Source organism: Candidatus Sericytochromatia bacterium, assembly GCA_035285325.1.
In the GTDB taxonomy this organism is placed as follows: domain Bacteria; phylum Cyanobacteriota; class Sericytochromatia; order S15B-MN24; family JAQBPE01; genus JAYKJB01.
This window is the reverse complement of record JAYKJB010000044.1, coordinates 1-24,388: the sequence shown is the minus strand read 5'-3', so window position 1 is coordinate 24,388 and position 24,388 is coordinate 1. Positions and strand designations below refer to the sequence as shown.

21 protein-coding genes are annotated in these 24,388 nt (G+C 67.0%); 8 read left to right on the top strand and 13 right to left on the bottom strand.

What is annotated here, in order from left to right:
- On the top strand, positions 1-188 hold a 188-nt coding region (locus VKP62_06115), incomplete at its 5' end, for a hypothetical protein (GenBank protein ID MEB3196763.1).
- A 97-nt stretch (positions 189-285) separates the two neighbouring features.
- Here the strand turns inward: VKP62_06115 and VKP62_06110 are convergent.
- Together VKP62_06110 and VKP62_06105 are read right to left on the bottom strand one after the other, a co-directional pair.
- Entirely contained in the window at positions 286-2,139 is a 1,854-nt protein-coding gene (locus VKP62_06110; protein MEB3196762.1) for an NHL repeat-containing protein, read from the bottom strand.
- Positions 2,140-2,687: 548 nt separating this feature from the next.
- Complete coding sequence (locus VKP62_06105; protein MEB3196761.1) at positions 2,688-3,788, bottom strand: hypothetical protein; 1,101 nt, start codon at positions 3,786-3,788, stop codon at positions 2,688-2,690.
- 58 nt (positions 3,789-3,846) lie between these two features.
- Here VKP62_06105 and VKP62_06100 point away from each other — a divergent pair, with 58 nt between their 5' ends.
- From VKP62_06100 to VKP62_06090, 3 genes are all read left to right on the top strand, one after another.
- The gene (locus VKP62_06100) at positions 3,847-3,981 is read left to right on the top strand and encodes a hypothetical protein (GenBank protein ID MEB3196760.1); all 135 of its coding nucleotides are present in this window, start codon (positions 3,847-3,849) and stop codon (positions 3,979-3,981) included.
- A 486-nt stretch (positions 3,982-4,467) separates the two neighbouring features.
- Positions 4,468-5,526 (top strand): alkene reductase, encoded by a 1,059-nt coding sequence (locus VKP62_06095; protein ID MEB3196759.1) that lies wholly within the window; start codon positions 4,468-4,470, stop codon positions 5,524-5,526.
- A 115-nt stretch (positions 5,527-5,641) separates the two neighbouring features.
- Positions 5,642-6,238, top strand: coding sequence for a cupin domain-containing protein (locus tag VKP62_06090; GenBank protein ID MEB3196758.1), 597 nt, complete (start codon positions 5,642-5,644; stop codon positions 6,236-6,238).
- 72 nt (positions 6,239-6,310) lie between these two features.
- Here VKP62_06090 and VKP62_06085 read toward each other — a convergent pair whose 3' ends face one another.
- From VKP62_06085 to VKP62_06055, 7 genes are all read right to left on the bottom strand, one after another.
- Complete coding sequence (locus VKP62_06085; GenBank protein MEB3196757.1) at positions 6,311-7,675, bottom strand: M20/M25/M40 family metallo-hydrolase; 1,365 nt, start codon at positions 7,673-7,675, stop codon at positions 6,311-6,313.
- Positions 7,676-7,766: 91 nt separating this feature from the next.
- Positions 7,767-8,561 (bottom strand): class I SAM-dependent methyltransferase, encoded by a 795-nt coding sequence (locus tag VKP62_06080; GenBank protein ID MEB3196756.1) that lies wholly within the window; start codon positions 8,559-8,561, stop codon positions 7,767-7,769.
- A 52-nt stretch (positions 8,562-8,613) separates the two neighbouring features.
- Positions 8,614-10,326 carry a PDZ domain-containing protein gene (locus VKP62_06075; protein MEB3196755.1) on the bottom strand — a complete coding sequence of 571 codons (1,713 nt, stop codon included), beginning with the start codon at positions 10,324-10,326 and terminating at the stop codon, positions 8,614-8,616.
- Between the two features lie 49 nt (positions 10,327-10,375).
- Entirely contained in the window at positions 10,376-11,263 is an 888-nt protein-coding gene (locus tag VKP62_06070) for a TraB/GumN family protein (protein ID MEB3196754.1), read from the bottom strand.
- 116 nt (positions 11,264-11,379) lie between these two features.
- Positions 11,380-11,901 (bottom strand): hypothetical protein, encoded by a 522-nt coding sequence (locus VKP62_06065; protein MEB3196753.1) that lies wholly within the window; start codon positions 11,899-11,901, stop codon positions 11,380-11,382.
- Positions 11,902-11,964: 63 nt separating this feature from the next.
- Positions 11,965-12,819 carry a hypothetical protein gene (locus VKP62_06060; GenBank protein ID MEB3196752.1) on the bottom strand — a complete coding sequence of 285 codons (855 nt, stop codon included), beginning with the start codon at positions 12,817-12,819 and terminating at the stop codon, positions 11,965-11,967.
- A gap of 363 nt (positions 12,820-13,182) precedes the next feature.
- Complete coding sequence (locus VKP62_06055; protein ID MEB3196751.1) at positions 13,183-15,129, bottom strand: hypothetical protein; 1,947 nt, start codon at positions 15,127-15,129, stop codon at positions 13,183-13,185.
- Positions 15,130-15,411: 282 nt separating this feature from the next.
- On the opposite strand from VKP62_06055, the gene VKP62_06050 reads away from it, so the two are divergent.
- The 3 genes from VKP62_06050 (at position 15,412) to speA (ending at position 19,500) form a co-directional block, all read left to right on the top strand.
- Positions 15,412-16,428, top strand: coding sequence for an aromatic ring-hydroxylating dioxygenase subunit alpha (locus tag VKP62_06050; GenBank protein ID MEB3196750.1), 1,017 nt, complete (start codon positions 15,412-15,414; stop codon positions 16,426-16,428).
- Positions 16,425-17,477, top strand: coding sequence for an amidohydrolase family protein (locus VKP62_06045; protein ID MEB3196749.1), 1,053 nt, complete (start codon positions 16,425-16,427; stop codon positions 17,475-17,477). The genes VKP62_06050 and VKP62_06045 overlap by 4 nt, the downstream gene beginning before the upstream one ends.
- 88 nt (positions 17,478-17,565) lie before the next feature.
- Positions 17,566-19,500: a biosynthetic arginine decarboxylase gene (gene speA / locus VKP62_06040; GenBank protein MEB3196748.1), complete on the top strand. Its 1,935-nt coding sequence runs from the start codon at positions 17,566-17,568 to the stop codon at positions 19,498-19,500.
- Positions 19,501-19,542: 42 nt separating this feature from the next.
- Here speA and VKP62_06035 read toward each other — a convergent pair whose 3' ends face one another.
- A complete protein-coding gene (locus VKP62_06035; GenBank protein ID MEB3196747.1) occupies positions 19,543-21,654 on the bottom strand; it encodes a hypothetical protein in 2,112 nt (703 codons plus the stop codon).
- Between the two features lie 67 nt (positions 21,655-21,721).
- On the opposite strand from VKP62_06035, the gene VKP62_06030 reads away from it, so the two are divergent.
- On the top strand, positions 21,722-22,117 hold the full coding sequence (locus tag VKP62_06030; protein ID MEB3196746.1) for a hypothetical protein: 396 nt from the start codon (positions 21,722-21,724) through the stop codon (positions 22,115-22,117).
- An 81-nt stretch (positions 22,118-22,198) separates the two neighbouring features.
- Here the strand turns inward: VKP62_06030 and VKP62_06025 are convergent, their stop codons facing one another.
- The 3 genes from VKP62_06025 to VKP62_06015 form a co-directional block, all read right to left on the bottom strand.
- Entirely contained in the window at positions 22,199-22,690 is a 492-nt protein-coding gene (locus VKP62_06025; protein MEB3196745.1) for a hypothetical protein, read from the bottom strand.
- Positions 22,691-22,709: 19 nt separating this feature from the next.
- Positions 22,710-23,798, bottom strand: a complete 1,089-nt coding sequence (gene hemH / locus VKP62_06020) for a ferrochelatase (GenBank protein ID MEB3196744.1) — start codon at positions 23,796-23,798, stop codon at positions 22,710-22,712.
- A gap of 17 nt (positions 23,799-23,815) precedes the next feature.
- On the bottom strand, positions 23,816-24,388 hold a 573-nt coding region (locus tag VKP62_06015; protein ID MEB3196743.1), incomplete at its 5' end, for a hypothetical protein.

Here is a 24,388-nt window from a genome sequence, read left to right as displayed (position 1 = left end):
GCAACCGTGCGCAGGTGCAGGCGATCTCTGGCGTGGCCTCCTTCGCCCGCCAGCTGTACATCCGCAAGGAGGCGCGCAACGAGCACCTGCTGGCAGCCCTGTCGCATTACGCCCCGGAGGACCAGCGTGCTTTGCTGGTGCGGGTCTGCGAGTTTTTGAGCCACAGCCACTTCGGGAAAGCACGCTGAAGACCAGTACACCGATGCGCGGAAACCGAACGAGGGGCCGTTCAGGTCGTCAAGTTCACCATCCCAAGGACCAGCCCATCGCATTGAAAAGGCAAAGTCAACGGAGCCTTCGAATCAATCGGTTGCCACTATCGGCCACGTAGAGCGTGCCGGAAACATCGATGCCGATACCGGCAAGGTTGTTGAAGCGAGCCACCGCCCCGATGCCATCGGCGAATCCCACCGGCGTTCCACCGGCCAACGTGGAGACGGTCCCATCAGGTTGAATCCGTCGGATCCTGGAGGGGTCATAGTCTGCCACATAGACGACACCCGATGCATCCACCGCTATGTCGCTCAAGTTCTTGAAACTCGCCGCCACGCCCACGCCGTCACTCGCCCCCCAACTGCCCGAGCCCGCCAGGGTACTTACCAGGCCAGAAGGCGACACCTTTCGCACCCGAGAGCTTTCAGCCACATAAAGAGTGCCCGAGGCATCGAAGGCCAACCCACTCGGGCTACTGAAGCCCGCCGACGCGCCCTGACCATCGGCATGAGTGGAACTTCCCGAACCCGCAAAGGTCGTGACCAGCCCATCCGGGCTGACCTTCCGGATTCGATAATTGGACCGGTCGGCGACGTAGACTGTGCCGGAAGCATCCACGGCGACGCCGTATGGAGAACTGAAGCGGGCCGCACTGCCCTGCCCCTCAGCGAACCCGTTAGAGGAACCGGCCAGCGTTGTGACGACACCCGCTGGCGTCACCTTCCGGATGCGGTTGTTGTTGGCATCCGAGACAAAGAGGTTCCCTGCGGAATCGAGCGCGATCCGAAATGCCAAGGCGAATTGGGCCGCACTGCCCGTGCCGTCATTCGTTCCAGGTCCTCCCCCCGCCAACGCACGAAGCGTCCCGTCCGGGTTGAGGATCCGGATGCGATTGGCTTCTGACACGTAAAGTGCCCCGGAGGCATCCACCGCCACGTCCGTGGGGCTCCCGAACTGTTCCACTTTGCTATTGCCATCGGCAAAACCTGCGAAACCTGAGCCCGCTACGCTGGTCACGCTGGTGTCTGGAGCCATCTTGCGAATCCGATGACTGCCTCTGTCTGCCACGAACACAGCCCCGGAGTCGTCAACGGCCAAGCCCCTGGGTTCAGAGAACTGTGCGGACAGGCCTGCCCCATCAAGCGCCGTACTCCCACCTGAACCCGCGACAGTCGTCACAAGCCCGGTCGGGCTGATGCGCCGAATTAGACGGGCCTGTGAATCGGCGACAAAGAGCGTGCCCGAAGCGTTGACAGCAATTCCCCAGGGAAATTCAAAGCGCGCAAAGGGTCCCGAGCCGTCGATATTCCCCGGCTCGCCGTCACCCGCCAGCGTCGTGACGGTACCGTCGGGTTGCACCTTGCGCACCCGGCGGCCACCGATCTCCGTGACATAGATGACACCGGAAGCATCGAGAGCCAGCTGATAAGGGCTATTGAATCGAGCGGCGGTAGAGACGGCATCCGCAAAACCTGCCGTCCCATCGCCCGCCACGGTCGACACAGTTCCTGCCGTGGAGAGACGTCGGACACAATGATTTTCCCCGTCGGCCACGTACAACGTTCCACTGGCATCCACTGCCACGCCGGAAGGACTGTTAAACTTGGCCAGATGGGCTGGGCCGTCTTCAAATCCCGCCTCACCCGTTCCCGCCACCGTATCGACAAAGCCGTCCGTTGAAATCTTACGGATGCGATGGTTGCCCGTGTCGGCCACGTAAAGATTACCCGCGGCGTCAAAGGCCAAACCTCTGGGGCCTGAAAAGCGGGCGGCCCGCCCGTAGGCGTTGATGTAACCAGCGCTGCCACTCCCAGCAACGGTCACGAGGACCCCATCTTCGTTGAGCAGCCGGATGGCGCTGTTGCCGGCATCCGCAATGTAAAGCAAGCCACCGGGCCCCACCGCGACGGCATCAGGATAACTCAATCTTGCAGGCGGGCCATCCTCGGGGATACTGGAGACAACGGCCGCTCCTAAGGCATCTGGAGGAGCGAGGAGGGGAGCGTGATGGACATCTGAGAAGCCATCGAGGCTCAGGATGTTCGGACCAGCGTGCAGCGTCAAGCCCGTCCGTTCGAAGCTGCGCACCGACAACTGCCCCCCTTCGGGCGTGGGGCGCTGCAACTGCAGGCTTAGGGTATAACCGGGACCTGGCGGGACACTCGGAAATTCCAGTGCGCTACCGCGCGCAGCCTCGCTCGACAGCGTGTCCCCTCCAGGGCGCGACAGAGTCGCCGTGACCCTTCGCCAGTCGGGTTCCTGGAGATAACTCAGACGATAGGTGGCGGGGGTTCCGGAGAGTAGCACGCGCAAGGAAGCCCAATGTGGCCCGATTGGCAGGCTGGTTGGAGCCATACAGCCCCACAGCGTGAGCGTCAGACACAGCAGTGGACGCAACCACGCCATCACTGAACGCACCCGTTCTCTGCGGATCGGCCGATCTCCCATATCGCGCTACCTCCGAGTTCCTGCGCTCAATCTGTCACATCGAGCTGGATCACCTGCGCCCAACCCACTGCGCCCTCGTAACCCACGCCCAGAATCAGCTGGCCGGCAGGCGTGGCAGCCGCGCCGACGTGTGAGAGATCCAGGAACAGGCAAGCCGGGCGCGGAACCGAAATTTTGGCTTGCAAGGCGTCGAGCGTTGGAGTCGTGGATGCCACATAGTCAGCCGAGGCGGCGCCCGCGATCCCGGTGCCTGCTATCGCAATGGGCGTCTGCCCTGGCTCCAGACGCCCCTGGGCATCCACGGGGAACCGCCACAAGCGCGCATCTCCGGCCACGGTCGCCGAGAGGGCGAACAGCGTGCCTTGCTGATTGGTCACCAACCCTTGAATGCGTTGCCCATTGCGTTCCAGTACTGGGGTGGCCAAATCCAGTACCGGAGCCGTCCGGGCACCGGTGACGCGGTGAACCCGCCCTGTCGAGGTCCCGACCCACAACAGGTTTCTTTCGGAGTCGAGTGCCAGCGCACATGCACCTGGCATATTCGCCACCAGGTGGGCCGTTCGGTCGCTGGCCAGTCGCCAGACCCGACCGCCATCCCGATCAGCCACAAACAGATTGCCATAACGGTCCCCCGCTAGTGCCACGGGCGCATCGAGATACATACTGGCCGCCGTGGTCGGTGAACTGGTCACGAGACCACCACCCGCAAACGTACTGACGATTCCCCCTGGGCGGAACAATCGAACCCTGCGATTGCCCGTATCACAGACCAGCAACGCCCCACTCCGCGAATCAAGGAACAGGCCAGACGGACTGGAAAAACGACTTGCAGTCGCCGCCACCTGGTCGACAAAGCCCGCCAGACCCTGGCTGCTACCTCCGATGCGCTCCGCGTTCCCTCCAATGACACGGCGGACCTGATGGTAAAATGGGTCGGCGATATACAGCGCACCGTCAGGCGCACGCACCACTCCGCTGATGGCCCGGAGCGACGTGGTCCAGAGCCCCCCGCCTCCGGGACCGACAGGCCCAGCCTCCCCCGCCAACCGAGTCAACCTGTAGGGATGGGAGAGCAGCACGCTCAGGCTCAGGGTACCCGTCGCGCCGACCACCGCGGTCGTCGCCACGGGGTTGGCCACTACCGGTGTCGTGCCGCTGGCGTTACTGGCGCCCGACGAGGCCCCGGTGCCACCACCCGACGCCCCGCTGGATCCTCCTGTAGCCGTCGCAACCTGGGTTGCGATCGCAGATGGTGTGGCGCTGGCGGTCTGGGTGGGAAAAGAAGTGCTGGCGACCGCTGTGGCTGTGGCCGTTGACTGAACCATTGGCAGCAGGGTTCCAGGAGCAGGCTTGAGCGCATCGGAGGCAGCCAGAGCAGGCATCTCATCGGGTCCGGTAGCACTGGCCACGAGGTCAGCCTGAGGAGGTGACTGGGCACGTTTGGGTGAGGCGACAGGTAGCACTGCCCTTCCCCCTGTCGGCGACGAGCAAGACAGAAGCAACAGCAAAATCAGACTGACAGTCGCACGCGTCGTGGCTGTGCCCACGTCAGACCCTCCCACCCACACTGCAAGTCGCAGCAGACATACATATTTTCCTGGCCACTGTCAATCCCATACCCCGGTTGTCAAATCGTTGAACCACGCGCCACACCGAGCCTCAACAACTGCCTCCGAGGGCAGGGGAAGGTGAGGTCCTGCCCCATCGCGCGGTTCGCACACCCAGCGAGCGTCGCGATGACTGGACACCACCGCCCATTTCGGAGATATCTTGAGGTGCGCCCCCGGCCCCTCAGGAGAACCCGCCGTGTCCAATCTGTTCAGTCCCCTCCGGGTAGGCGACTTGCTGCTGCCCAACCGCGTGATCATGGCCCCGCTGACCCGCTGCCGGGCCGGCGAAGGCCGCGTGCCGACGGCGCTGATGCGGGAGTATTACGTGCAGCGGGCCTCGGCCGGCCTGATCCTGTCGGAGGCCACGGCGATCGCCCCGATGGGCGTAGGCTATCCCGACACGCCTGGCATCTGGTCGGAGGCTCAGGTTGAGGGTTGGAAGGCCGTCACGGCGGCCGTGCACGCCGCTGGCGGACGCATCATGCTGCAACTCTGGCACGTGGGGCGCGTGTCGCACCCGTTTTACCTGGATGGGGCCCAGCCAGTGGCCCCCAGCGCGATCGCCCTGGAGGGGCGCGTGAAGCTGATGCGCCCGCCGCAGCCCTATCCCTTGCCGCGAGCCCTGGAGCGCACCGAAATTCCGGGCATCGTCGAGGCCTACCGTCAGGGCGCCCGCAACGCGCAGCGGGCCGGATTCGACGGGGTGGAACTGCACGCGGCCAACGGCTACCTGCTCGACCAGTTCCTGCAAGACACCAGCAACCAGCGCACGGACGACTACGGCGGCAGCCTCGAAAATCGCGCCCGGCTCTTGCTGGAAGCCACCGACGCGGCGATCGGGGTCTGGGGGCCCGGGCGGGTCGGGGTACATCTGGCTCCGCGCGGCGACAGCCACGGCATGGGCGACTCGGACCGGGCGACCACCTTCGCGTACGTGGCCCGGGAACTGGGACGTCGCGGCATCGCCTTCCTGTGCGCCCGCGAGCATCAGGGCGCGGACAGCCTCGGCCCCGCCCTCAAGCGCGCCTTCGGCGGTGTGTACATCGCCAATGAAGGCTTCGAGGCGGCGACGGCCGAGGCGGCGATCGCCACCGGGGACGCGGATGCGGTGGCCTTCGGACGCCTGTTCATCGCCAATCCCGACCTGCCCGCACGCCTGCGCGACGGCGCCCCGCTGAATGACCCCGATCCCTCAACCTTCTACACGCCCGGCCCCGCCGGCTACACGGATTACCCCGCGCTGAGCCTGCACTGAGCGGGGCCACGCGGACAGCCATCACTCAGGCGCACCTCGTCTTGGGAACGTCGACGGACTATGCTGGCCCCGACTCCCCCTTCGAGCGGCGGCCTCAGGGCCGCAGGAGGCGTGCATGCGCTGTCACGTGGCACTGGTCGAGGCCGGTCTGGCCAACCCCCTCTACCGGCAGGAGGTCTACACCACCGCCCACTCGCAATTGATGCTGATGACCCTGCAACCGGGGGAAGAAATTGGCCTGGAAAAACACCGCGGCGACCAGTTGCTGGTCTGCCTGGCGGGACAAGGCGCCTTCGTGGTCGAACCTGGGACGAGCGAACAGCCTGACCTCCAGGCAGCGCAAAGCGCGTGCGATGCTCCCCCGGAGTCGAGCGACCTCGCCAGCGACCTGTCGGAATCACCCAGAAGCCAAAACGATGTCCTGGTCTCATCGGAGCAGGGCCATCTGGTGGCCGGGCAGGCGGTGATGGTCCCGGCAGGCTGCCCTCACAACATCATCAACACCGGGAACACCCCCCTGAAGCTTTACACGGTCTATTCACCGCCTCAGCACGCCGCCGGCACCGTGCATCGAACCAAGGCCGACGCCACGGCCGCCGAAGCGTCGGAAGCCACGCAGGCAAGCGAGCGGGCGAAAGCAGCCTCCCGTTGGCGCTCCGAGGCCTCCCACATGCCCGCTGACGTGCCCCTCGGCAGCCTGTTCGGGCGCTGAGCAGGCATCTCCTCAATGGCGGCTGGTGCCAGGTTTCAACTCGGTGGGAGCGGACGCCAAGCGCCCCGACGCCTACATGGCCGCCACGAGCTCGAAGTAGCGCAGAAAGGCCTTGATGCCGCCGGCCGCCATGGGCCAGTCGAAGTTCTCGTTCGGCGCGTGGTAGCCGTGCTCGGGCAGGGAGAGTCCGATGAACATGATCGGGCACCCCAGCACCCGCTGCAGGCTCACCACCGCGCCGATCGAGCCGCCCTCGCGCACGAAGGCGGGGTCCGCCCCGAAGGCGAAGCGCAGCGAGTCGCGCACCGCATCGGCGTAAGGCCCTTCCGCGGAACCCTGGTAGGGTTCCAGCTTGCCGCCGCCTTCCACCACCACGTCCGGATTGTGGGCCGCCACGAAGGCGGTCACGGCGGCCATCACCTCATCCGGCGTGAGGTCGGGCACCAGCCGCATGGAGAGCTTGGCCTCGGCGCGGGGCGGGACGATTGCCTTGACGCCGGGGCCCATGTAGCCGCCCACGATGCCGTGGACCTCGAAGGTCGGGCGGGCCCAGATGGCCTGCGTGACCTCCGCCGGGTCGGTCATGCGCAGGCACTTCAGACCGTGGGCCCGCTGAAATTCCGCCGTCTCGAAGCCGGAGGCCAGAAAGCCCGCCAGTTCAGACTCCGAGACCGGCTTCACGCGCTCGTAGATGTGCGGGATCTTGATGTGGCCCGTGCGCGGATCGTACATATCGACAATCAGCTGACACAGTTCCCCGATCGGGTTGCGGGCCGCGCCGCCGGCGAGACCGCTGTGGACGTCCTTGGTGCCGGTCTCCAGCAACAGCTTGAAGCTGACCATCCCGCGCAAGCCGAGGGGGGCGGCCGGCTTGCCCCGCGCGATCCAGATCGTGTCGGAGACGACCACCGAATCGCAGGCCAGCAGGTCCGCGTGCTCGGCCAGGAACTGGGCGAAGTTCGGGGAGCCGATCTCCTCCTCGAACTCCCAGATGAACTGGATGTTCAGCGGCAGGTCGGCCTCTCGCGCGGCCTTGGCGGCATAAAAGGCGGCCAGGGCCGGGCCCTTGTCATCGGTCGTGCCCCGACCACGGTAGGTATCGCCCTGAATCGCAAAGGCGAACGGGTCGGTTTCCCACTCAGGCTCGGTGGCCGGCTGCACGTCGAGGTGGTTGTAGATGGTCAGCGTGCGGGTCGCCTGGGGATGCCGCATCCAGGCCACCACCACGGGGTAACCGGGCGTCTCGAAGCGACGCGCCTCCACGCCGTGGGCGGCGAAAAAGGCCATGGCCCAGTCGGCCCCACGCCGGATGTCTTGGGCGAAGGCAGGGTCAGGACTGACCGTCGGAATTTCGACGATTTCCTTCAGTTCGCGCTCGTAATCCGGGCGGATACGCGCGGCGTAGGTCTCGGGGTTCAGGCTGAGGGTTTCCAGCACGGTCCGTGGCTCCTTCCTGGGCGCAGGGCAAGCGTGCGCCATCGTAACACGCCCGCCTGCCCCGTTTGGTTCGCAGGCGGAAGCATCCGGCTCACCCGATAGCGGCCGTCGCCCCGTCGTCTTCGCGGGAAACCGGGGGCAGCCCGGCGAGCGCGCGGAGAAAGACGCGCGTGAGGCGCGAGGGCGGCTGACCGGCCCGGCGATCGTCCGCCACCCGGCGCTTGACCTCGCCTTGAAGCCAGCGCAGGTAAATCGGCCTCGGGTGTCGCAACAGATGGGGACCGAGCAAGTCCAGCCAGGCGATCTGCTCCGCTCCGCTCGGGGCGTCCAGGTCCCCCTCCGGGCCCTCGGAGGCGAACAATTGCGGCCAGTGTTGCAGCGTCTCGGCGTGGCAAGGATCGGGGCCTTCACCCGGAACCAGCGCCAGCACGACAAAGTAGCGCCCACGCTCATACACCATCCGTTCGGCCAGCAGGTGCCAGCCCAGCGCCCGGGCCTCGGCCCGCACGCGCGCCACCTCCGTGTTGGGTTGTACCACCAGCCGTTTCACCGCACGCCAGGCCTCCGGGTCGGCCGCCAGGATGGCCAGCACGGTGGCGCCGCCGACTCCGGCGATCGCCACCGCATCGGCCGGATCATCCGCCAGCGGCCCCAGGCCCCAGCCCTTGCGCAGGCGCACCCGCGACTCGCCGAGCCGCGCCAGGGTTCCGGCCGCTGACGCCAGCGGGGGCCCGTGTCGGTCGATGCCGGTCGCGCGCAACGCCTGCCCGCAGCGGACAGCCGCCAGCGGCACGCGCGCATGGTCCGTGCCCACATCGGCCAGATGGTTGACTGGTCCCAGCAAGGCCAAAACCGCCGAGAGTCGTTCGCCGAGGTGAGCGCTCACCGCCGGGCCGCTCTCATCGCGCTGCAAGTCCGCTCTCCAAGGCCCGCCCTGATCAGGCGCGCGCCACGGCCTTGGTCGGCATGCCGCCCAGCCAGGCACTGCGCAGGGCCTGCTGGGCAGCACTTGCCGCCGGATCCGGCACCAGCGCATAGGCCACCTCGCGCGCCAACGTCACATGCGCCGTACGCAGGATGTCGCGTCGGAAGTAGTGGACCTCCACCGTGTCCCCCGCTTCCACGTGCTCGCCCAACTGTGCCAGAACGCCCTCGGTGGCCCGCAAGCCGCCCACGGCCACCAGCACGTCCCCGATCTGCAGACCGGCCGCCTGAGCGGCCCCACCGGCCCGCACGTTCTGCAGGCGCAAACCACCCGCGCCCGGGGCAACCACCACCTGCAGGCTCGGGCGCGGGTCGCGCTCGAGCAGCAACAGGCCGGCCGGGCGCAGAATCGCCTCCCAGTCCCAATCCTCCCGCCCGCGCAGGTGAAGCGCCCAGAAGTCTTCCAGCGACGCGCCGAGCAAGCGTTCAGCCGTGGCACAGACGTCTTCCGGGCGGTAATTGATGCCCGGCGCGCCGAAGTCCTGCCACATGGCGCGCATCACCTCATCCAGCGAGACGGTTCCCTCGGAGCGGGCCCGCAAGGTGAGGTCCAGCGCGACGCCCAGCAGGTAGCCCTTCACGTAATAGTTCAGCGCCCCGTTCCAGCGGTCATCGCCGAAGTGCCATGTCGTCCAGGAGGCCTCCTCCAGGCTCATGTTGCGTCTGCCCGGCATGGCCATAAGTTGCTGCACGTAGCTGGCCACACCGGCCAGGTAGGTGTCCTGGCCGTGCAGGCCCGCCCAGCGCATGATCACGTCGGTGTAGTACTCGGTGAAACCTTCGGCGACCCACAGGGCGGTGGTGTGCGCCTCGCGCGTGTAATCGAACGGACCAAACCCGATCGGGCGCAGACGCTTGACGTTCCAGAGATGGAAAAACTCGTGCGTCGTGATGGTCAGCAGGCCATCCAGCCGCTGCGGGTCGGTGACGGGCCCCGTGATGATGGTGGAGTTGGCGTGTTCGAGACCGTTCAGAAAATCGGCCTCGGTCTCCAGATACATGAACACGTAGCGGTCCAGCGGCGGGCGCCCCCACAGGTCCGAAGCGGCTGTGATGATGCGCCGTAAGGGCGGAATCAGCATGGCCGGGTCCCAGGGGGTCGCCCCCTCGTAGACCACCTCGTAGCGAATCCCGTCGTGGTTGAAATGGGCCATGGCAAACTGGCCACATTGCAGCGGACAATCGATGAACTGCTCGTAGCTAGCAGCCCGGTAGCCGCTCTCGCCCGTGGGTTTCAAGCCTGTCGCCACCCGCCAACCCTCGGGCAGATTGAGCGCCAGCGTCACCGGCCAGTCTTCCTGATGGCCTTTGGGAAAGACGGCCAGCACGCCCGGATTCAGGAAGGCGTGCTCGGCATCCATCTGGCCCTGATGGATCTCCGGCTTGTTCACGTACACCTCATAGCGGATCGTCGCGGCATCGCCCCCGTGATAAACCCGCCAGGTCTGCCAGTCACGTCGCTCGACGCGCAGCGGGTTGCCTTCGGGGCCCTCGGCCTCGAACGCACGGATGTTGCGCGCATTGTCGAAAATCTTGTAGGCCCCGGGCAGCCAGGCCGGCAGCATCATGTCGGCATGCATCTCCCCGTGGGCCGGAAGTTCCAGCTTGACCGACACCAGGTGGGTGTGGGGCAGGGTCAGGTCGAAGGTATAGGCGAGCGTGGGCATGGCTCGATTATACTGCGGAATGCCGCCCGGCGGGCACGCTGGAGGGGCCTCACAACCAGCGCGTCACCTGCCAGCCGCGGGCGGCAAGCGATGCCAGCAATCCTTTTGGCCCGAGCAGGTGCCCCAGGCCGACCGCCGCCACCAGCCGCTGCTGGCGGGCTTGTTCTTCCAGCACCGGCAGCCATCGCCGGTTGCGCGCCCAGAAGACCTGCTCGTAGAAGTCCGGATAGGCGGCCAGGCGATCGGAGGCCAGCAGATCCTGCTCGATCGCCGCCAGGTCGCCTCGGCGGTAGGCATGCTCGATGCGGGCCGCCTCATCGGCCAGGCTGTCCGGCTGATGCAGGGCCTCCCGCAGCTGTTTCAGGTCCTCCGCATCCGAGACGGCATCCAGCGCCTGAAACTGGTCATCGGGGGTTTCGAGGTAACGGGAGACCGCCCCCCCCGCCTCGGCCTCCCGGCGCAGGCAGCTGTCCATCAGACGCCCGGCCTCGGCTTGCGTGGGCACCAGCAGCAACGACACGTACCAGGCCTTGTAGCCCTCCAGGCTGGCGGGCTCCAGGCCCACCGCCCGGGCCTTGCGGGCCAGCGTCGCCCAGTCGGCCGGGCCCAGGGCCCGTTTCAGGGCCTGCGGCTGCTGGTGACGGGTCCAGTGCGCCACCGCAGCGGCCGATACCCGCGCCAGGTCGACTTCCATGGTGAAGCCCTCGGCGCGCCGAAGCAGTTCCACCAGGGGCGGCGGCAGGAACTCCCGCGGGCCGAGCGGCACGTGCATGGTGCCGATCAGGTGGTCGACCTCGCCGGGCGAGGCACCCGGCGCAACCAGGCGCCAGACAAAGGGCGAGACCAGGCTGCCTGGCGGGGTGGCCTCGGCAAGAACCGGCGAGGCCAGCACCAGCACGGCCGAGACACAAGCAAGCAGACGCCTCATGGCGCTCATGCTACCACCTCGAGGCGGCCGCGCGTGCCAGCGGGCACGTCGCGACGCCCCACCGCAAGAAAGCCCCCGGACGGCAAATCTTTCGCCGACAGGGGGCCAGCCTGTTTCGTTGCCGCTCAGGCGTTGTCGCGAATGGCCTCGAGCGTGTCCACAAACATGCGCAGCATCTCGTTCACGACCAGACGGGCCTGCTCCCGACCGTAGGTCGCGCGCCATTCGCGATACAACAACTCGTAACGGTCCAGGCCACGGTCGGCCAGGTCGTAGGCGCGGCGGTCGATCTCGTCGCGGCCCTCCCGCGAGGTCACGCGCTGCACGTCATCCAGGGCATCCTTCAGCGTGCGCAGCATCTGCTCTTCGATCGCATCCTTGGCGCGATCGCCATAGGTGCGCTCCCAGCGGCGTGTCAGATTGAGGTAGTCGCCCAGCGCGCGTTCCGCAATCAGGGCGGAGCGGCGCGCCGCGTGACCATCCTGCAGGGGAAGGCCCTGGGGCAGCGGCAGCTTGCGGGCTTTGGCCGCCTGGGCAGCCAGGACAGACTGGGAGGCCTGCGTCGGATTCGGGCTCAGAGACTGGGATGCCTGGCCGCAGGCTGTCAGGACAAGGCAAGTGGTCAAGCACAGGATGCGCGATTTCATGAGAGTCGTTTTCCTTTATCGGGCGGGTAAAGAACGGACGATGCGTTGAAGTGGGCGCGACGCTCAATCGTCCACGGCAGGATTCGGGCGAATCGGGGTGGGGGTTGGCGGTAGCGGACGGCTGGAGGAGGACTCGGGCCGGTCAAAGGCGGGACGCGACAAGGGCGGCGCCGGGCGGTCGAGGTCGGGACGCGGAGGGGTCGGTCGCGACGAGGGTGGCGCGGGGCGGTCGAGATCCGGACGCGGCGGCGTCGGTCGCGACGAGGGTGGCGCGGGGCGGTCGAGATCCGGACGCGGCGGCGTCGGACGCGACGAAGGTGGCGCCGGGCGATCGAAATCCGGACGCGGCGGACGCGGGCCGGTCGAGGGCGGCGCGGGGCGGTCGAGATCCGGGCGCGGCGGGCGTGGGCCGGTCGAAGGAGGCGCGGGGCGATCGAAATCGGGACGCGGCGGCGCCGGACGGTCCAGGTCAGACTCGATATCGGGCAGGGGCGCATAGATGTAATTGCGGCCCACGACCCGTTCCCGGCTGCTGAATCGCTCCAGGCCATTGGCCAGGTCACGCGGACTCATCCCGAGGCGCTCCCAGAAACCAAGGTCACCATTGCCATTGCGGTCGCGCTGCTGCTCATAGGCTTTGAGCATCTCGTCGGACGTCAGGCGCCCATCGCCATTCAGGTCGGCGCGCCGCCAGGCCTCGACCTCGATGCGGACAAAGCGTTCCACCTCGCGGGTGGTCGCCACCACGTAGTGCTGGGAGACCCGGTTGGTGGTCGTCTCCACGTCGCGCCGCAAGAAGTGATCGCGGCTGACCTCATCGCGTTCGAGGGCTTGATTGCCGTTGCGGTCGTAGCGACGCACCAGCGCCTCACTCTCGCGTTGATAGGCACCGTGATTCTTGAACGAGTCCAACCGCATGGCGTCTCCCTTTTTTACTAGGTTTTCATCTGCTCTTTGCTGATCCTTTACTGAATATCCGCCACGACCGGCACAACTTGCCCGAGCTCACCTTAATGGCAGGTTAAGCGCAGCGCTAAGAAACGCCGACGCTTCCCTCGCTCCAGCCACAGGACTTCAGGGAGCTCAGCCCCAGGGAGCTGTCGCCGAAAAGAGCTTCTGTTCGAGGCACGGGCACTCGGGCTGCCGGGGCGCTGGTGGCCACGCCGCGAAGATCGCCACAGCGGCGGCAGGGCCACATGTGTTCGATGCCGGTTCCAATCCGCTGACGAAGGCGCCATCCCCGGAGAGCGAGCAACGGCCGCGATGATCGCGAAGCGATGGTCAGAGGCTACCGAACTGGAGTCGTAACACTCGGTCGTTTTGTGCACCCATATAAAGGTTCACGGGTGCTCCCCCGCTGTCCAGTTCCAGCGAGAGCCCCCGAGGATTATCGAAATCCGTCGACGTCGCAATGGCCGTGCCGGTTTGGGCTAGCAGCACATAAGAACTGACAGGGGTCTGGCTCACATTCAAGGCCATCAGCTTGTCGTCCTGGTTTGAATTGTTGAACAAGGACACGAAGAGGGTGGGGCCGGCAAGGGCCAGACCGCGTATTTCGAAGCCCGTAAACTGAGCCAGGGTGAGTGGTGCAGTGGCGCCACCATCCCGGACCACCAACACCTCGCCGGATTGGGTTCCATAAAAAATGGTGGGCGATGAGGGGTGGTCATCGACCGCCATCGACCACGCATTGTTGACCGTCACGGTCGCCCCGTTCGCCTGCACGACACGACTGGCGCTTGGATCGGACTGGGGAAAAACGCGCATGGTTTGATTACCACTGCCGTAAGGCACCAGATAGACTCGAGAACTGGTGGCTGCGAGGGCAAAGGTCCCGCCCATATTCACGTTAGTCGGAAGGGTCGTGAAGATACCCGTGGCGGGCGCATTTCCACTTGGCTCGTACCAGTAAATAAACTGTCCCCGATCCCCCCCACTGACATAGACGGTCTGGCTGGCCAGGTTTCGTGTCTGGGTAACGCCCGTGTGATTCTGCGTGAGTCCTAGCCCGAGGTCTGCTTGCGTTTGGGTGCTCAGGTTCAGCTTCTTGAAGTGGGTGTAGTGGGCCACCAGCACGGTGCCGAGGCCACGCAAGAAGGCCACCCCATCCACCCCACTGCCGCCGGTGCCGGGCGTGTTGAATCTCGTCAACTTGGGCAAGAACACAGGGGGTGCCTTGGCCACGATGGAACGGCCGCCCCCGCGCGCGGGCGTCGGCACGAAGTGCTGGGTCACGGCCCCGCCCATCTGAATGGGCGTTGGGATATCACCGAAAACGAGTCCCCCTCCCTGGGTGATGGTCACGCGGTCGAGCGGAAAATCTTCGGCCGTGATGGCCTCGGCATCTTGCCGGGCCGTCAGTTGCTTGGCCATGACGGTCTTGAATTCCGCCTCAACCAACTTGAACAAAGTGTCGAACACGCCGAGGTTGGCGATCGCCGTGCGGAACTTGTCGATGTCGCCGATCTCGCCCTGCGCGCCGACGGCGTTGACCAAGCTTCTGGCCATTTGAGGCTTCCTGGCCAAGGCCGTCTCAAGCTCGGTGGCGGCTTTCTGGGCGGCATCGATGACCTGGTTCAGGTTGGCTACGACCTGCTCGGCGGGCAGCTGGAATTGCAGCTTCAGCACGCCTTCGAAGGCCTTGGAGGCAGCCGTGCTGGCGGCCGTCAGGCGCACCAGGATCGTGACCAGGGTGGCCTGGCCCTGTTTCAGCACGTACTTGGCGCCGGCGCTGGGGGAGCCCCCGATGGCGCGGCCGCGGCTGTCGAACAGGGCGGTGTAGGTCTGGCCGCCGCTGACGGCGACCAGCTTGACCACCTGGTCGGCCGCCAGCTTGGGCAGTTCCAGCTCGAAGGCGCCCTGGGCGTCGGTGCGCAGGGTGGCCCCCGCGCTGCCGCCGCCGGCGTCGGTCCAGGGCTTGAGGGCAATGGCCTTGCCCGTCGCCAGGTCGATGGCGGTCAGGCTGGCATCCGCAATGGGCGTGTCTTGCAGCAAGACGCTGCCCTGCAGACGCACGCGACCATCGACGGCCATCGGCGGCGCGGACGTGGCGACAGGCGCGGCGGGGGCAATGCCAGCGGGCTCGGCGATGCTGGGCACCGCAGCGGGGACGGCCGGCACGGCAGCCGGCGCGCCGGTGAGGTTGATGCCGGCCAGCGGGGTGCTGCAGCCAAGCAGGGCAAGGGCCAGGGCCAGTGATGGCATCAGGCGGGAACGGGTCGAGGTCACGAAATGCGATCCTTTCACGGAAGCAGGGCGACGGCACGCCGGGGGCATCCCCCAGCCGGCTTTGCAGGCCACGTCATATCTGAGTTTACACTCAAACAGCCTGGGCCAGCGGGTGGGTTAAATTCCTCAATGAGCGCGTGGGCCCGGCCGCCGGACGATCGCCCCAAATGGTCCCCCCGAATGGCGATGGGGCGCACGGGGCTTCCGTGGGCGCGGGGCAAGCGGCCAGGGGGCCGCACGGCGCGAGGGCGGGTGCTAGAATCCAGAGACGAGGTGCGACCCATGCGTGGCTACTGGTACATCGCGGCGGAAGACCGAGAGCTCGGAGAGCAGCCCCTGGCCCGGGAAATACTCGGCGATCGCCTGGTGCTCTTCCGCGGCGCCGATGGCAGGCCCACCGCCTTGCTCGACCGCTGCCCGCACCGCGCGGTGGAACTCTCGAAGGGCCGCTGCCGCGACGGCCGCCTGGCCTGCCCCTACCACGGCTGGGAATTCGACGGCAGTGGCGCCTGCGTCGCGATCCCCTCACTCTGCGCCGGGGAGGCGATCCCGGCGGCGGCCCGGACGCCCGCCTACCCCACCCGCGAACAGGATGGTTACATCTGGGTCTACCTGGGCGCGCAGCCCGGCGAGCCGCCGCCCGAAGGGGTGATGCCCTTCGCCTTTCCGCATCGCGGCGAGGCCGGCTGGGCCCATGCGCGCCTGCAGACCAGCATCCCCAACGCGGTCGAAAACGTCATCGAGAACTTCATCGACTGCCCGCACACTGGTTACGTGCACGGGGGGCTGTTCCGCACGCCCGCCAGCCACGGCGCGCGCACGGTGGTGCGGGCCGTGCCGGACGGCGTGGTGATCGAGATCGACGAGGACCAGCAAACCGACAGCTTGCTGGGGCGCCTGCTGGTGCCGCGCGGTGAGACCGTCCGCCACCAGGACCGCTTCTACCTGCCCGCCACGGTGCAGGTGGCCTACCACTTCGGCCCGCGCAAGTCGGTCATCGGCTTCCAGCTCTGCACGCCTGTCAACGCGCATGAAACCAAGGTCTACGTTTACCTGACGTGGAGACTGGGCTGGCTGACACCGCTGCTCAAGCCGTTCATGCCCTGGGTGGGCCAGATCGTGCTTCAACAGGATATGGGCGTGCTGGTCAACCAGGGCGAGGTGCTGCGGCGCGGCGAGACCCGCTTCGTCTCCTGCCCGGCCGACACGGCCAATCTGTGGATCCGTGCCGCGCGGGAACGCGCCGGGCGCGGCGAGGCCCAACCGGCGCGCGAGACCCGGGTGGAGTTTCGCCTGTGAGCGAACCCAGCGCCCGCATTCCCCGCATCGATTTGCACGTGCACCTGGCCGGGCTGGGCGGCGGGGCCCCCGGCTGCCACATCTCGCCGCGCATGGCGCGCTCGCTGGCGTTCAAGGCGCTGGAACGGGTGATCGGCGTCGACACGCGCGATGCGCTGGGCGCCACGGAACACTTTGCGGCCCGCCTGGTGGCCTTTGCCGAGAGTTCCGAGGAAATCGATTACGTGGCCGCCTTCGCCCTAGACGGGGTCTACACCGGCGGCGGCGAACTGGACCTGGCGCAAAGCCACCTGTTCGTGCCCAACGCCTGGACCTTTCAGGTCTGCCGGCGATCGCCCCGGCTGCTGCCCGTCATCTCCGTCAACCCGCAACGCAAGGACGCGCTGACCGAACTGCAGCGCTGGGGGCCGGATGCAGTGGCCCTGAAATGGCTGGGCCCGCTGCAAAAATTCGACCCGACGGCCGCCGCCCACGCCCGCTTTTACGACGCCTTGAAAGAGCTGGGCCTGCCCGTCATCGCCCACTCCGGCTGCGAGCACACCTTTCCCGGCATGGTCCAGCGGCTGGGCAACCCATTGCTCTACGAAACCTTGCTCCAGCGCGGCATTCCGGTGGTGTTCAGCCACTGCGGCACCGGCTCGTGGCTGTTTCCAGGGCACGATTACAGCGCCGAATTTATCCAGCTGCTGGAACGTTACCCGCACGCCTATGGCGACACCTCGGCCTTCGCCTCGCTGGTGCGCCGCAGCCAGATTCGCCGCTTCGCGGCCAGCCGCTACATCGACCGCATCCTCCACGGCTCGGACTGGCCGATTCCCAGTTCGGCGCTGGTCTTCCTGCCCGAACTCGGCTTCAACCGGGTGTTCGGGCTGGAACGCGACCGGCACCCGCTCGACCGCGATGCCCGCACCAAACGGGCCATGGGGCTGCCGGACAGCGTCTTCACAGGCGCCTGGCAACTGCTGGCGCCGCGCATCCAGCACTGGCTGCAGGTCCGCACGTCCTGGCTGAACGGGGCCGCGGGCCCCGGGGGCCTGCTCGCCCGCTGAACGCCCTGCAGCCGCCAGCATTCCCGGTGATTCCTGTTACAATGGTGGTTCGCACCCGTGCGGTGCGCCCGAGCGAGAGGGCTACCCCGTGACCGTCGACGATCTCAAAACCGGCAACCAGGACTGGACCGTTCGCGACAGCGAACAGCTGTACCACATCCTGGACTGGGGCGATCCTTACTTCAAGCTGAATGAGGCCGGGCGCGTGTCGGTCGACCCGTCCGGCGAAGGACGCTACGCGCTCGACCTGTACGACCTCGTCTGCGACATCCAGCGGCGGGGACTCAACATGCCCCTGCTGATTCGCTTCAGCGACATCCTGGCGGACCGCATCCGACGCCTGAACGAGGCCTTCCGCGGCGCCATCGCGGAATACAGTTACCCCAACGAGTACCGCGGCGTGTTCCCGGTCAAGGTCTGCCAGCAGCGCCACGTGGTGGAAGAAATCGTGCGTTACGGCGGCGCCTATCAGTACGGCCTGGAAGCCGGTTCCAAGCCGGAGCTGCTGATCGCGCTGGCCACCCTGAAAACGCCCGGTGCCCTGGTCATCTGCAACGGCTACAAGGATTCCGAATACATCGAAACCGCGCTGCTGGCCCAGCGCTTGGGGCTGACCACGATCGTCGTGATCGAGAAGCTCAACGAGGTGCACCTGGTGCTGGCCGCGGCCAAGAAGCTCGGCATCAAGCCGCTGGTGGGCGTGCGGGCCAAGCTGGCCGCGCGTGGCATTGGCCGCTGGGGTGATTCGGTGGGCGATCGCGCCAAGTTCGGCCTTTCGGCCGCGGAAATCATGGAAGTGGTTGAGACGCTGAAGGCGCATGACATGCTTGACGCCCTGCAACTGCTGCATTTCCACGTGGGCTCGCAGATTTCCAACATCAGCGTGATCAAGAACGCCATGCGCGAGGCCTCACAGTTCTTCGTGCACCTGGCCAAGCTGGGCGCGCCGATGAACTACCTCGACGTGGGCGGTGGTCTCGGGATCGACTACGACGGCTCCAAGACCAACTTCCACGCGTCCAAGAACTACAACATCGAGGAATATGCCGCCGACGTGGTGGGCGGCATCCAGGACGCCTGTGTGGCAGCGGGAGTCACGCCCCCGATCTTGATCTCGGAATCGGGCCGCGCCATTACCTCGCATCAGTCCGTGCTGGTCTTTGACGTGCTGGGCGTGGGCGAGGTGCTGAGCAAGCCCCCGGTCAAGCCGACGGCTGACGACCACCAGATTCTTCACTACCTCTACGACACCTGGGAAGGCATCAGCAAGGGCAACCTGCAGGAGGCCTACCACGATGCCTCGCAGTTCAAGGAAGAGGCGCTCAGCCTGTTCACGCTGGGCTACCTGACGCTGGAGCAGCGCGCGCGCGCCGAGGAGCTCTTCTGGGCTTGCTGCCGGCGCATCCTGCCGCTGCTGCGCACGCTGAAATTCGTGCCGGAGGAACTGGCCGACCTGGAGCAGATGCTGGCCACCACCTATTACTGCAACTTCTCGGTGTTTCAGTCGGCGCCGGACAACTGGGCGATTGACCAGCTGTTCCCGATCATGCCGATTCACCGCCTGAATGAGCGTCCGGAAGCGCGCGGCACGCTGGCGGACCTGACGTGCGACTCCGATGGCAAGATCGACGACTTCATCGACATCCGCGACGTCAAACACGCACTGGAGTTGCACCCCTGGCGCGAGGGCGAGCCGTACTACCTGGGCATGTTCCTGAACGGCGCCTACCAGGAAATCCTGGGCAACCTGCACAACCTCTTCGGCGACACCAACACGGTGCATGTGCACCTGGCTGCCGGTGGGGAAGACAGCTACACGCTGGAGCACGTGGTCAAGGGCGACACCATGCGCGAGGTGCTGCGCTACATGCAGTACGACGACGAGGCCCTGGTCGAAAGCATCCGCAAGGAAACCGAGCGGGCCCTGCGCGACAAGCGCATCACCATCTCGGAACAGCGCCTGCTGCTGCGCCACTACGAGCGGGCCCTGGCCGGCTACACCTACCTCTGGTCGGAAGAATAACGGACCGGTCCTTGCCCCCGTCGAGAGCCGGGCGCCTTACGTTCAGAGGCCATCCAGCATGCGGATGCTGGAATCGCCGTAGGCTGGGTTGACCCACTCACTGAAATACAGACGACGCGCATCCGGGGTGAGCGCCAGGCCACCGACCATGCCGGCCTGGCCAGGCTCTCCGGTGTCCCACGTCAGCGGGGCACCAGCCAGGAAATGTGGCAGCACGGTGGAGACCAGCGGGGGCGAGTGCCCCAATTCGATCGCCTCCAGGCGCAGACGCAAGGGCGGATTGGTGTAACAGGGCACATACAGACGCTGATGCGCCCGGTCGATCGCCAGTCCGCCGTGGTTCGGCAAGAAGCCTGTCGTCAGCAGCTCAGGCGCTGCGCCGCCGTCCTGTAGCCGCCAGACCTGCCCGGAGTAATCCCCCAGGTAAAGCGTGGGTGTCGCGCCTGCCGCGCTGTCGTCGACGGCCACGGCACACGGGCTGTGGGACAAGTGCGGACCGCCGGCAAACTGGATCGTGCCCGAGGCGACGGCGGGGTCGGCCAGGGAAAACCAGCGCAGCACGTGCGTGTGGCTGTTCAGTGCCTTCAGCCAGTACAGCTTGCCCCCGCTGGTGGCCTCGCGTCCGCCTGTCGCCAGGTGTCCCAGCGACTCGCCCGCCTCGATCAGGTCGAAGTTCCCGGCCAAGGGAGCGCTGGGTGTGAAGCGCCAGAGGCCACTGCGATCGCCGTAGTAGAGCACAGCGCTGCCTGGAACCGACGTCAGCCCGTGGGGGAAGCCGGCCGATCCCGGCGGCGCCAGCAGCGGGCCGCGCGTGAAGGCCGTGGCAGGTTGGGAGACCAGATAAAAGCCTCCATTCATATCGCCGACGGCCAGCCCGCCGTCATGAGTCACGGCCAGGGCGGTGTAGCGTCCATCAAAGCGACTGTGCAGGGTCTTGAGGTGCGGTGTCGGACGGGGGGTCGGGGTTGGCGTGGGCGTCGGGCTCGGCGTGGACGTGGGAGAGGGCGTGGGGACGAGCGTGGGCGTGGCAGACGGCGTCGCCGTCAGGGGCGCGACGGAGACGGTCGGCGCCTCAGGGGCGCGGGCATCCGGAATGCGCCGGCCAGCGCCGGAGGAATGGGTCACGCTGTCGGCGGAGCCGAGCGCCCACCCCGGCATGGCCACCGGCCCCGTCGGGCCGTCGAAGGCGAAGCCCCCGCCCGCAAGCGAGAGGGGGGAGAGGGGAAAATCCTCTTCGGTGAGGGGGTCGAGGTCGGGCCGCGCTTCTGGCGTGACGGGACGCAGGGCCAGCAGGTCCAGTCGCACGGCGTGGGAGAGCGCATCGAACAGGCCGAGTTGCGAGACCCCAGCCCGGAAATCGTCGCGTCGAGCAATCTCGCCTTCACGGTTCACCGCTGCGGCCAGCAGAGCCCCCCCTCTTTCGGCGGCCAGCGGGGCACGCGCCATCACGAGGTGGTCGATCGCATCGAGCACCTCCCGGCTGCCCGCCAGTCGGCTCCCCTGCGGGCGTCGGAGTTGCAGCTTGAGCACGCCTTCGAAGGCCTTGTAGGCGGCCGTTCCCGCGGCGTTCAGGTTCAAGCGCCGCTGTCTGACCGGACGGGCGAGCGGGAGCTGGTAGGACTCAAGCCCCCCGGACGAAACCGCCACGGCCGGGGAAAAGACGGCCACCAGACGTCCCAGCTCGCTGTCGAGCACGAGTTTGAACAGTTGCTCATCGTGAAAGACTGGAACCTCGAAGGCAAAGTGACCGTCCCCATCGGTCCGCGGCTCCCCTTCCCTCAGCGCGCCGTCAGCGAGTTCCTCCTGCCAGTTCAGGATCCCCACGGCACGCCCACTGGCCAGGTCTATCACGCGCAAGGTCGCCCCAGCCAGGGCCGTCCGGCCCAAGCGCGCCCGCCCGCTGACCCGCAGCCGCGGCGCCTGCTCCCGGGCCTGGGCCAGCGCGCTCAGGGGCGCCGGACCAGCCGTCGACGCTTGGGCTGGTACGTGCGGCGAAGCCGGCGCGAGCACCTGCCAGGGGAGGACCCCGGCCGCAGGGGTGGCACAACTGGCAGCGAGCAATGCGACCAGCGTCAGCGGCAGCACCTGCCGGTGCTGCTTGAAGCGGCGTCTGGGCGCCTCCGGCGCCGACTCTGGCTGATTCTCGTGCGGCACGTGCAGCGCTCATCCCTGGCAGATGCGGTACCCTGGACCATGGTGCACGGAGTCGGAGGAAGCCGCTGTGTCGAAGATCGTGATCGCCTGCCCCACGTCGGATTTGCCCGGCTCCGAAGCCTTTTACCAGGCGCTTCTGGGAATTGCCCCCGCCCGACGGCTGGACGGAAGCCGCGCGTTCGAAGGGCCGGATTTTTCCCTCATCCTGGAAGCCCAGAGCGCCTCAGTCAGCACCACCGTCGCCGCAGGTCTGAGCTTCGGGCTGCAGCTGGGCGATCGCCAAGCCTTGCAGGCCGCGCGCGAACGCCTGCGCGGCTGCGATGCCACGGTGGTCGAGGAGGTACCCGGGCTGGTGCTGCGCACCTGGGCCCCGGATGGGCGCGCGTGGCGCCTGGAGGCATCGCGCGTAGCACCGCCACAGGGCCCATTGTTTCGCGGCGACGTGGTGATTCAACACGCCTGACAGCCACCGTCCCGTGAGCCCAGCGGAGAAGTGACCGCGGGGAGGATGGGCTGGCCTCGGGATGCCTGGCGGTCTCGCTGCTCAGGTGACCTGACGGTCCACGACTTTCAGACGCTGGTTCTCGCGCCGAATCAGCACCAGCAAGCCAGCCCACAGCAGCAGACTGGCAGGCAGCACGATCGTGTAAAGGTGGTCCAAACCCTTGCCACTGCTGGCCTCCAGAAAAATCCAGGCCACGGCCTTCTGCTCCAGGGCCAGGCCGAGGGCCACGAGGTTGGCCAGATATTCGCGGATCCAGCGGGCATGCACGCGCGGGTTGTGCAAACCAGCGTCGCGAAAGGCCACCAGGCGGGCGTGCGCCCGGTACAGCGTCACCATCAGCAAGGCGACGCCAAGCGCCCCCAGCGGCAGGAACAGCATGCCGAGGGGCACCAGTTGCAACACGAGCGCGCCCATGAACAACCCGGCGTAGGCCCCGTCCAGCCGGTGGACGTAGAGCATCAGCGGCAAAAACGGGGCCGTGGCCAGCACGTAGAGGCCAACGGTCAACAGGGTTGCCGCGGTGGTCGACATCAGGAGGGGCGCTCCGGCTTCAGTTCAGGGTGTAGGCGGGCAACGGGCAGTGAGGAACGCATCCCCCGGGGATGACCCGCAGGCCTTTCATACCCACCGGGCGCGGCAGCCGACAACAGCCCGGCAAGCAGGCCGGCTCCGGTGCCAGCGCCCGCTGCACCTGATTGGCCAGGGCCTGGATGAAGCGTGGGCGCACATCCAGGGCCGGCGCACGACGCCAGCGATGGATTCCGGCCTCCTCGGCCACCTCGCGGTACTCGATATCCAGTTCGAACAGCGTCTCGATGTGGTCGCCCACAAAACTCACGGGTACCACCAGCACGCTGGAGCAGCCCGCGGCGCCAAGGCGACGCAACTCCGTCTCCGTGCCGGGCGTGAGCCAGGCAGCCGGCCCGACCTTGCTTTGCCAGGCCAGCGAATGGGGCCCCTGCCAATTCAGCTCGGCCACCACCGCCTGCACGGTCGCCTGGATGTGACGGGGATAGGGGTCGCCCTTTTGCACGAAGCTGACGGGCAGGCCGTGTGCCGAAAAGAGCAGATGAGGCAAAGGTTCGTCGGCGGTCCGATCGGCCACCGCCTCGCGAATGGTCTCGGCCACGGCCGCGACGTAGTCCGGGTCGACTGGGAAGGCCGGGACATACGTGACCGGCCAGTCCTGCATACCGAGCGCTTTGAGCTGGCGCGCCAGCTCGCCATAGCTGGAGCCGATCGTGGCAAAGGAATAGTGGGGGTACATCGCCAGGGTCACGATCCGGGCCGGACCGCCCTCGCGAATCGCCATCAGGGCCGTGCGCGTGTCGGGCCGGGTGTAACGCATGGCGTAGTGAACCTCGAAATCGAGCCCTCGCTCCGCCAGCGCACGCTGAAGGGCGGCGCCTTGCTCGTAGGTGGTCGGGACGAGCGGCGAGCCCCCGCCAATCTGCCCGTACTGCCTGGCCGTCTTGGTCCAGCGCAGGCCGCTGATCAGGTCGGCGAAGGCCTCCCGCACGATCGGGGGGCCCGGAATCGGGATCACATCCGGATCCCGGAACAGCTCGAACAGGAAAGGTTCGACCTCACCCGCGCGCTGCGGGCCACCAAAATTCAAAATCAACAGGACCTGACGCATCCCGCCATGATACCGCGTCAGCGCACCGGTGCGGAAAGGTCCGGCTCGATCAGGTGGATGTCGTCGAGCAACAGGCCCTTGGTGGGCGCGGTTCTCACCTGCAGGCGGGCCCTGAAGCGAAGATAAAGGCCCGACCCCCGAAACGGCGTGAGGTCTGCGAACAGGGTCGAAACGAAGCGATGGCGGGCCGTGGTCGGCTCGCCGATCGGCTGCCAGACCTTGCCGTCAGGGCTCACCTCTGCCTGGGTCGCGAGGGCCTCCGCAGGCTCGGCCTCGCCGCGCACGTCAAAGAACAGATGCGGCCGATTGGCCTTGGCGAGGTCGATGGGGGCTTTGGTGGTGAGGAAGGCCTCCCCCACTACCTCCCGATAGGGAGTCCATTCCGGGGTGCCCAGCAGCATCGTCCAGGCCCCCCCACAGGTGAAGGCATTCAGGCGCGTCCAGCCAACGCCGCCGCTCCCACCTGACAGGTTCCAGCGGTCCAGCCCTTTCTCGAAGTCCTCATAGAAGATGAAGCTGCCCTGTCGCGGCACCGTGAGACGCGGCGCGGACGGCAGCGGCATCGGGGTCGGTGGGGGCGGCAGGGTGGG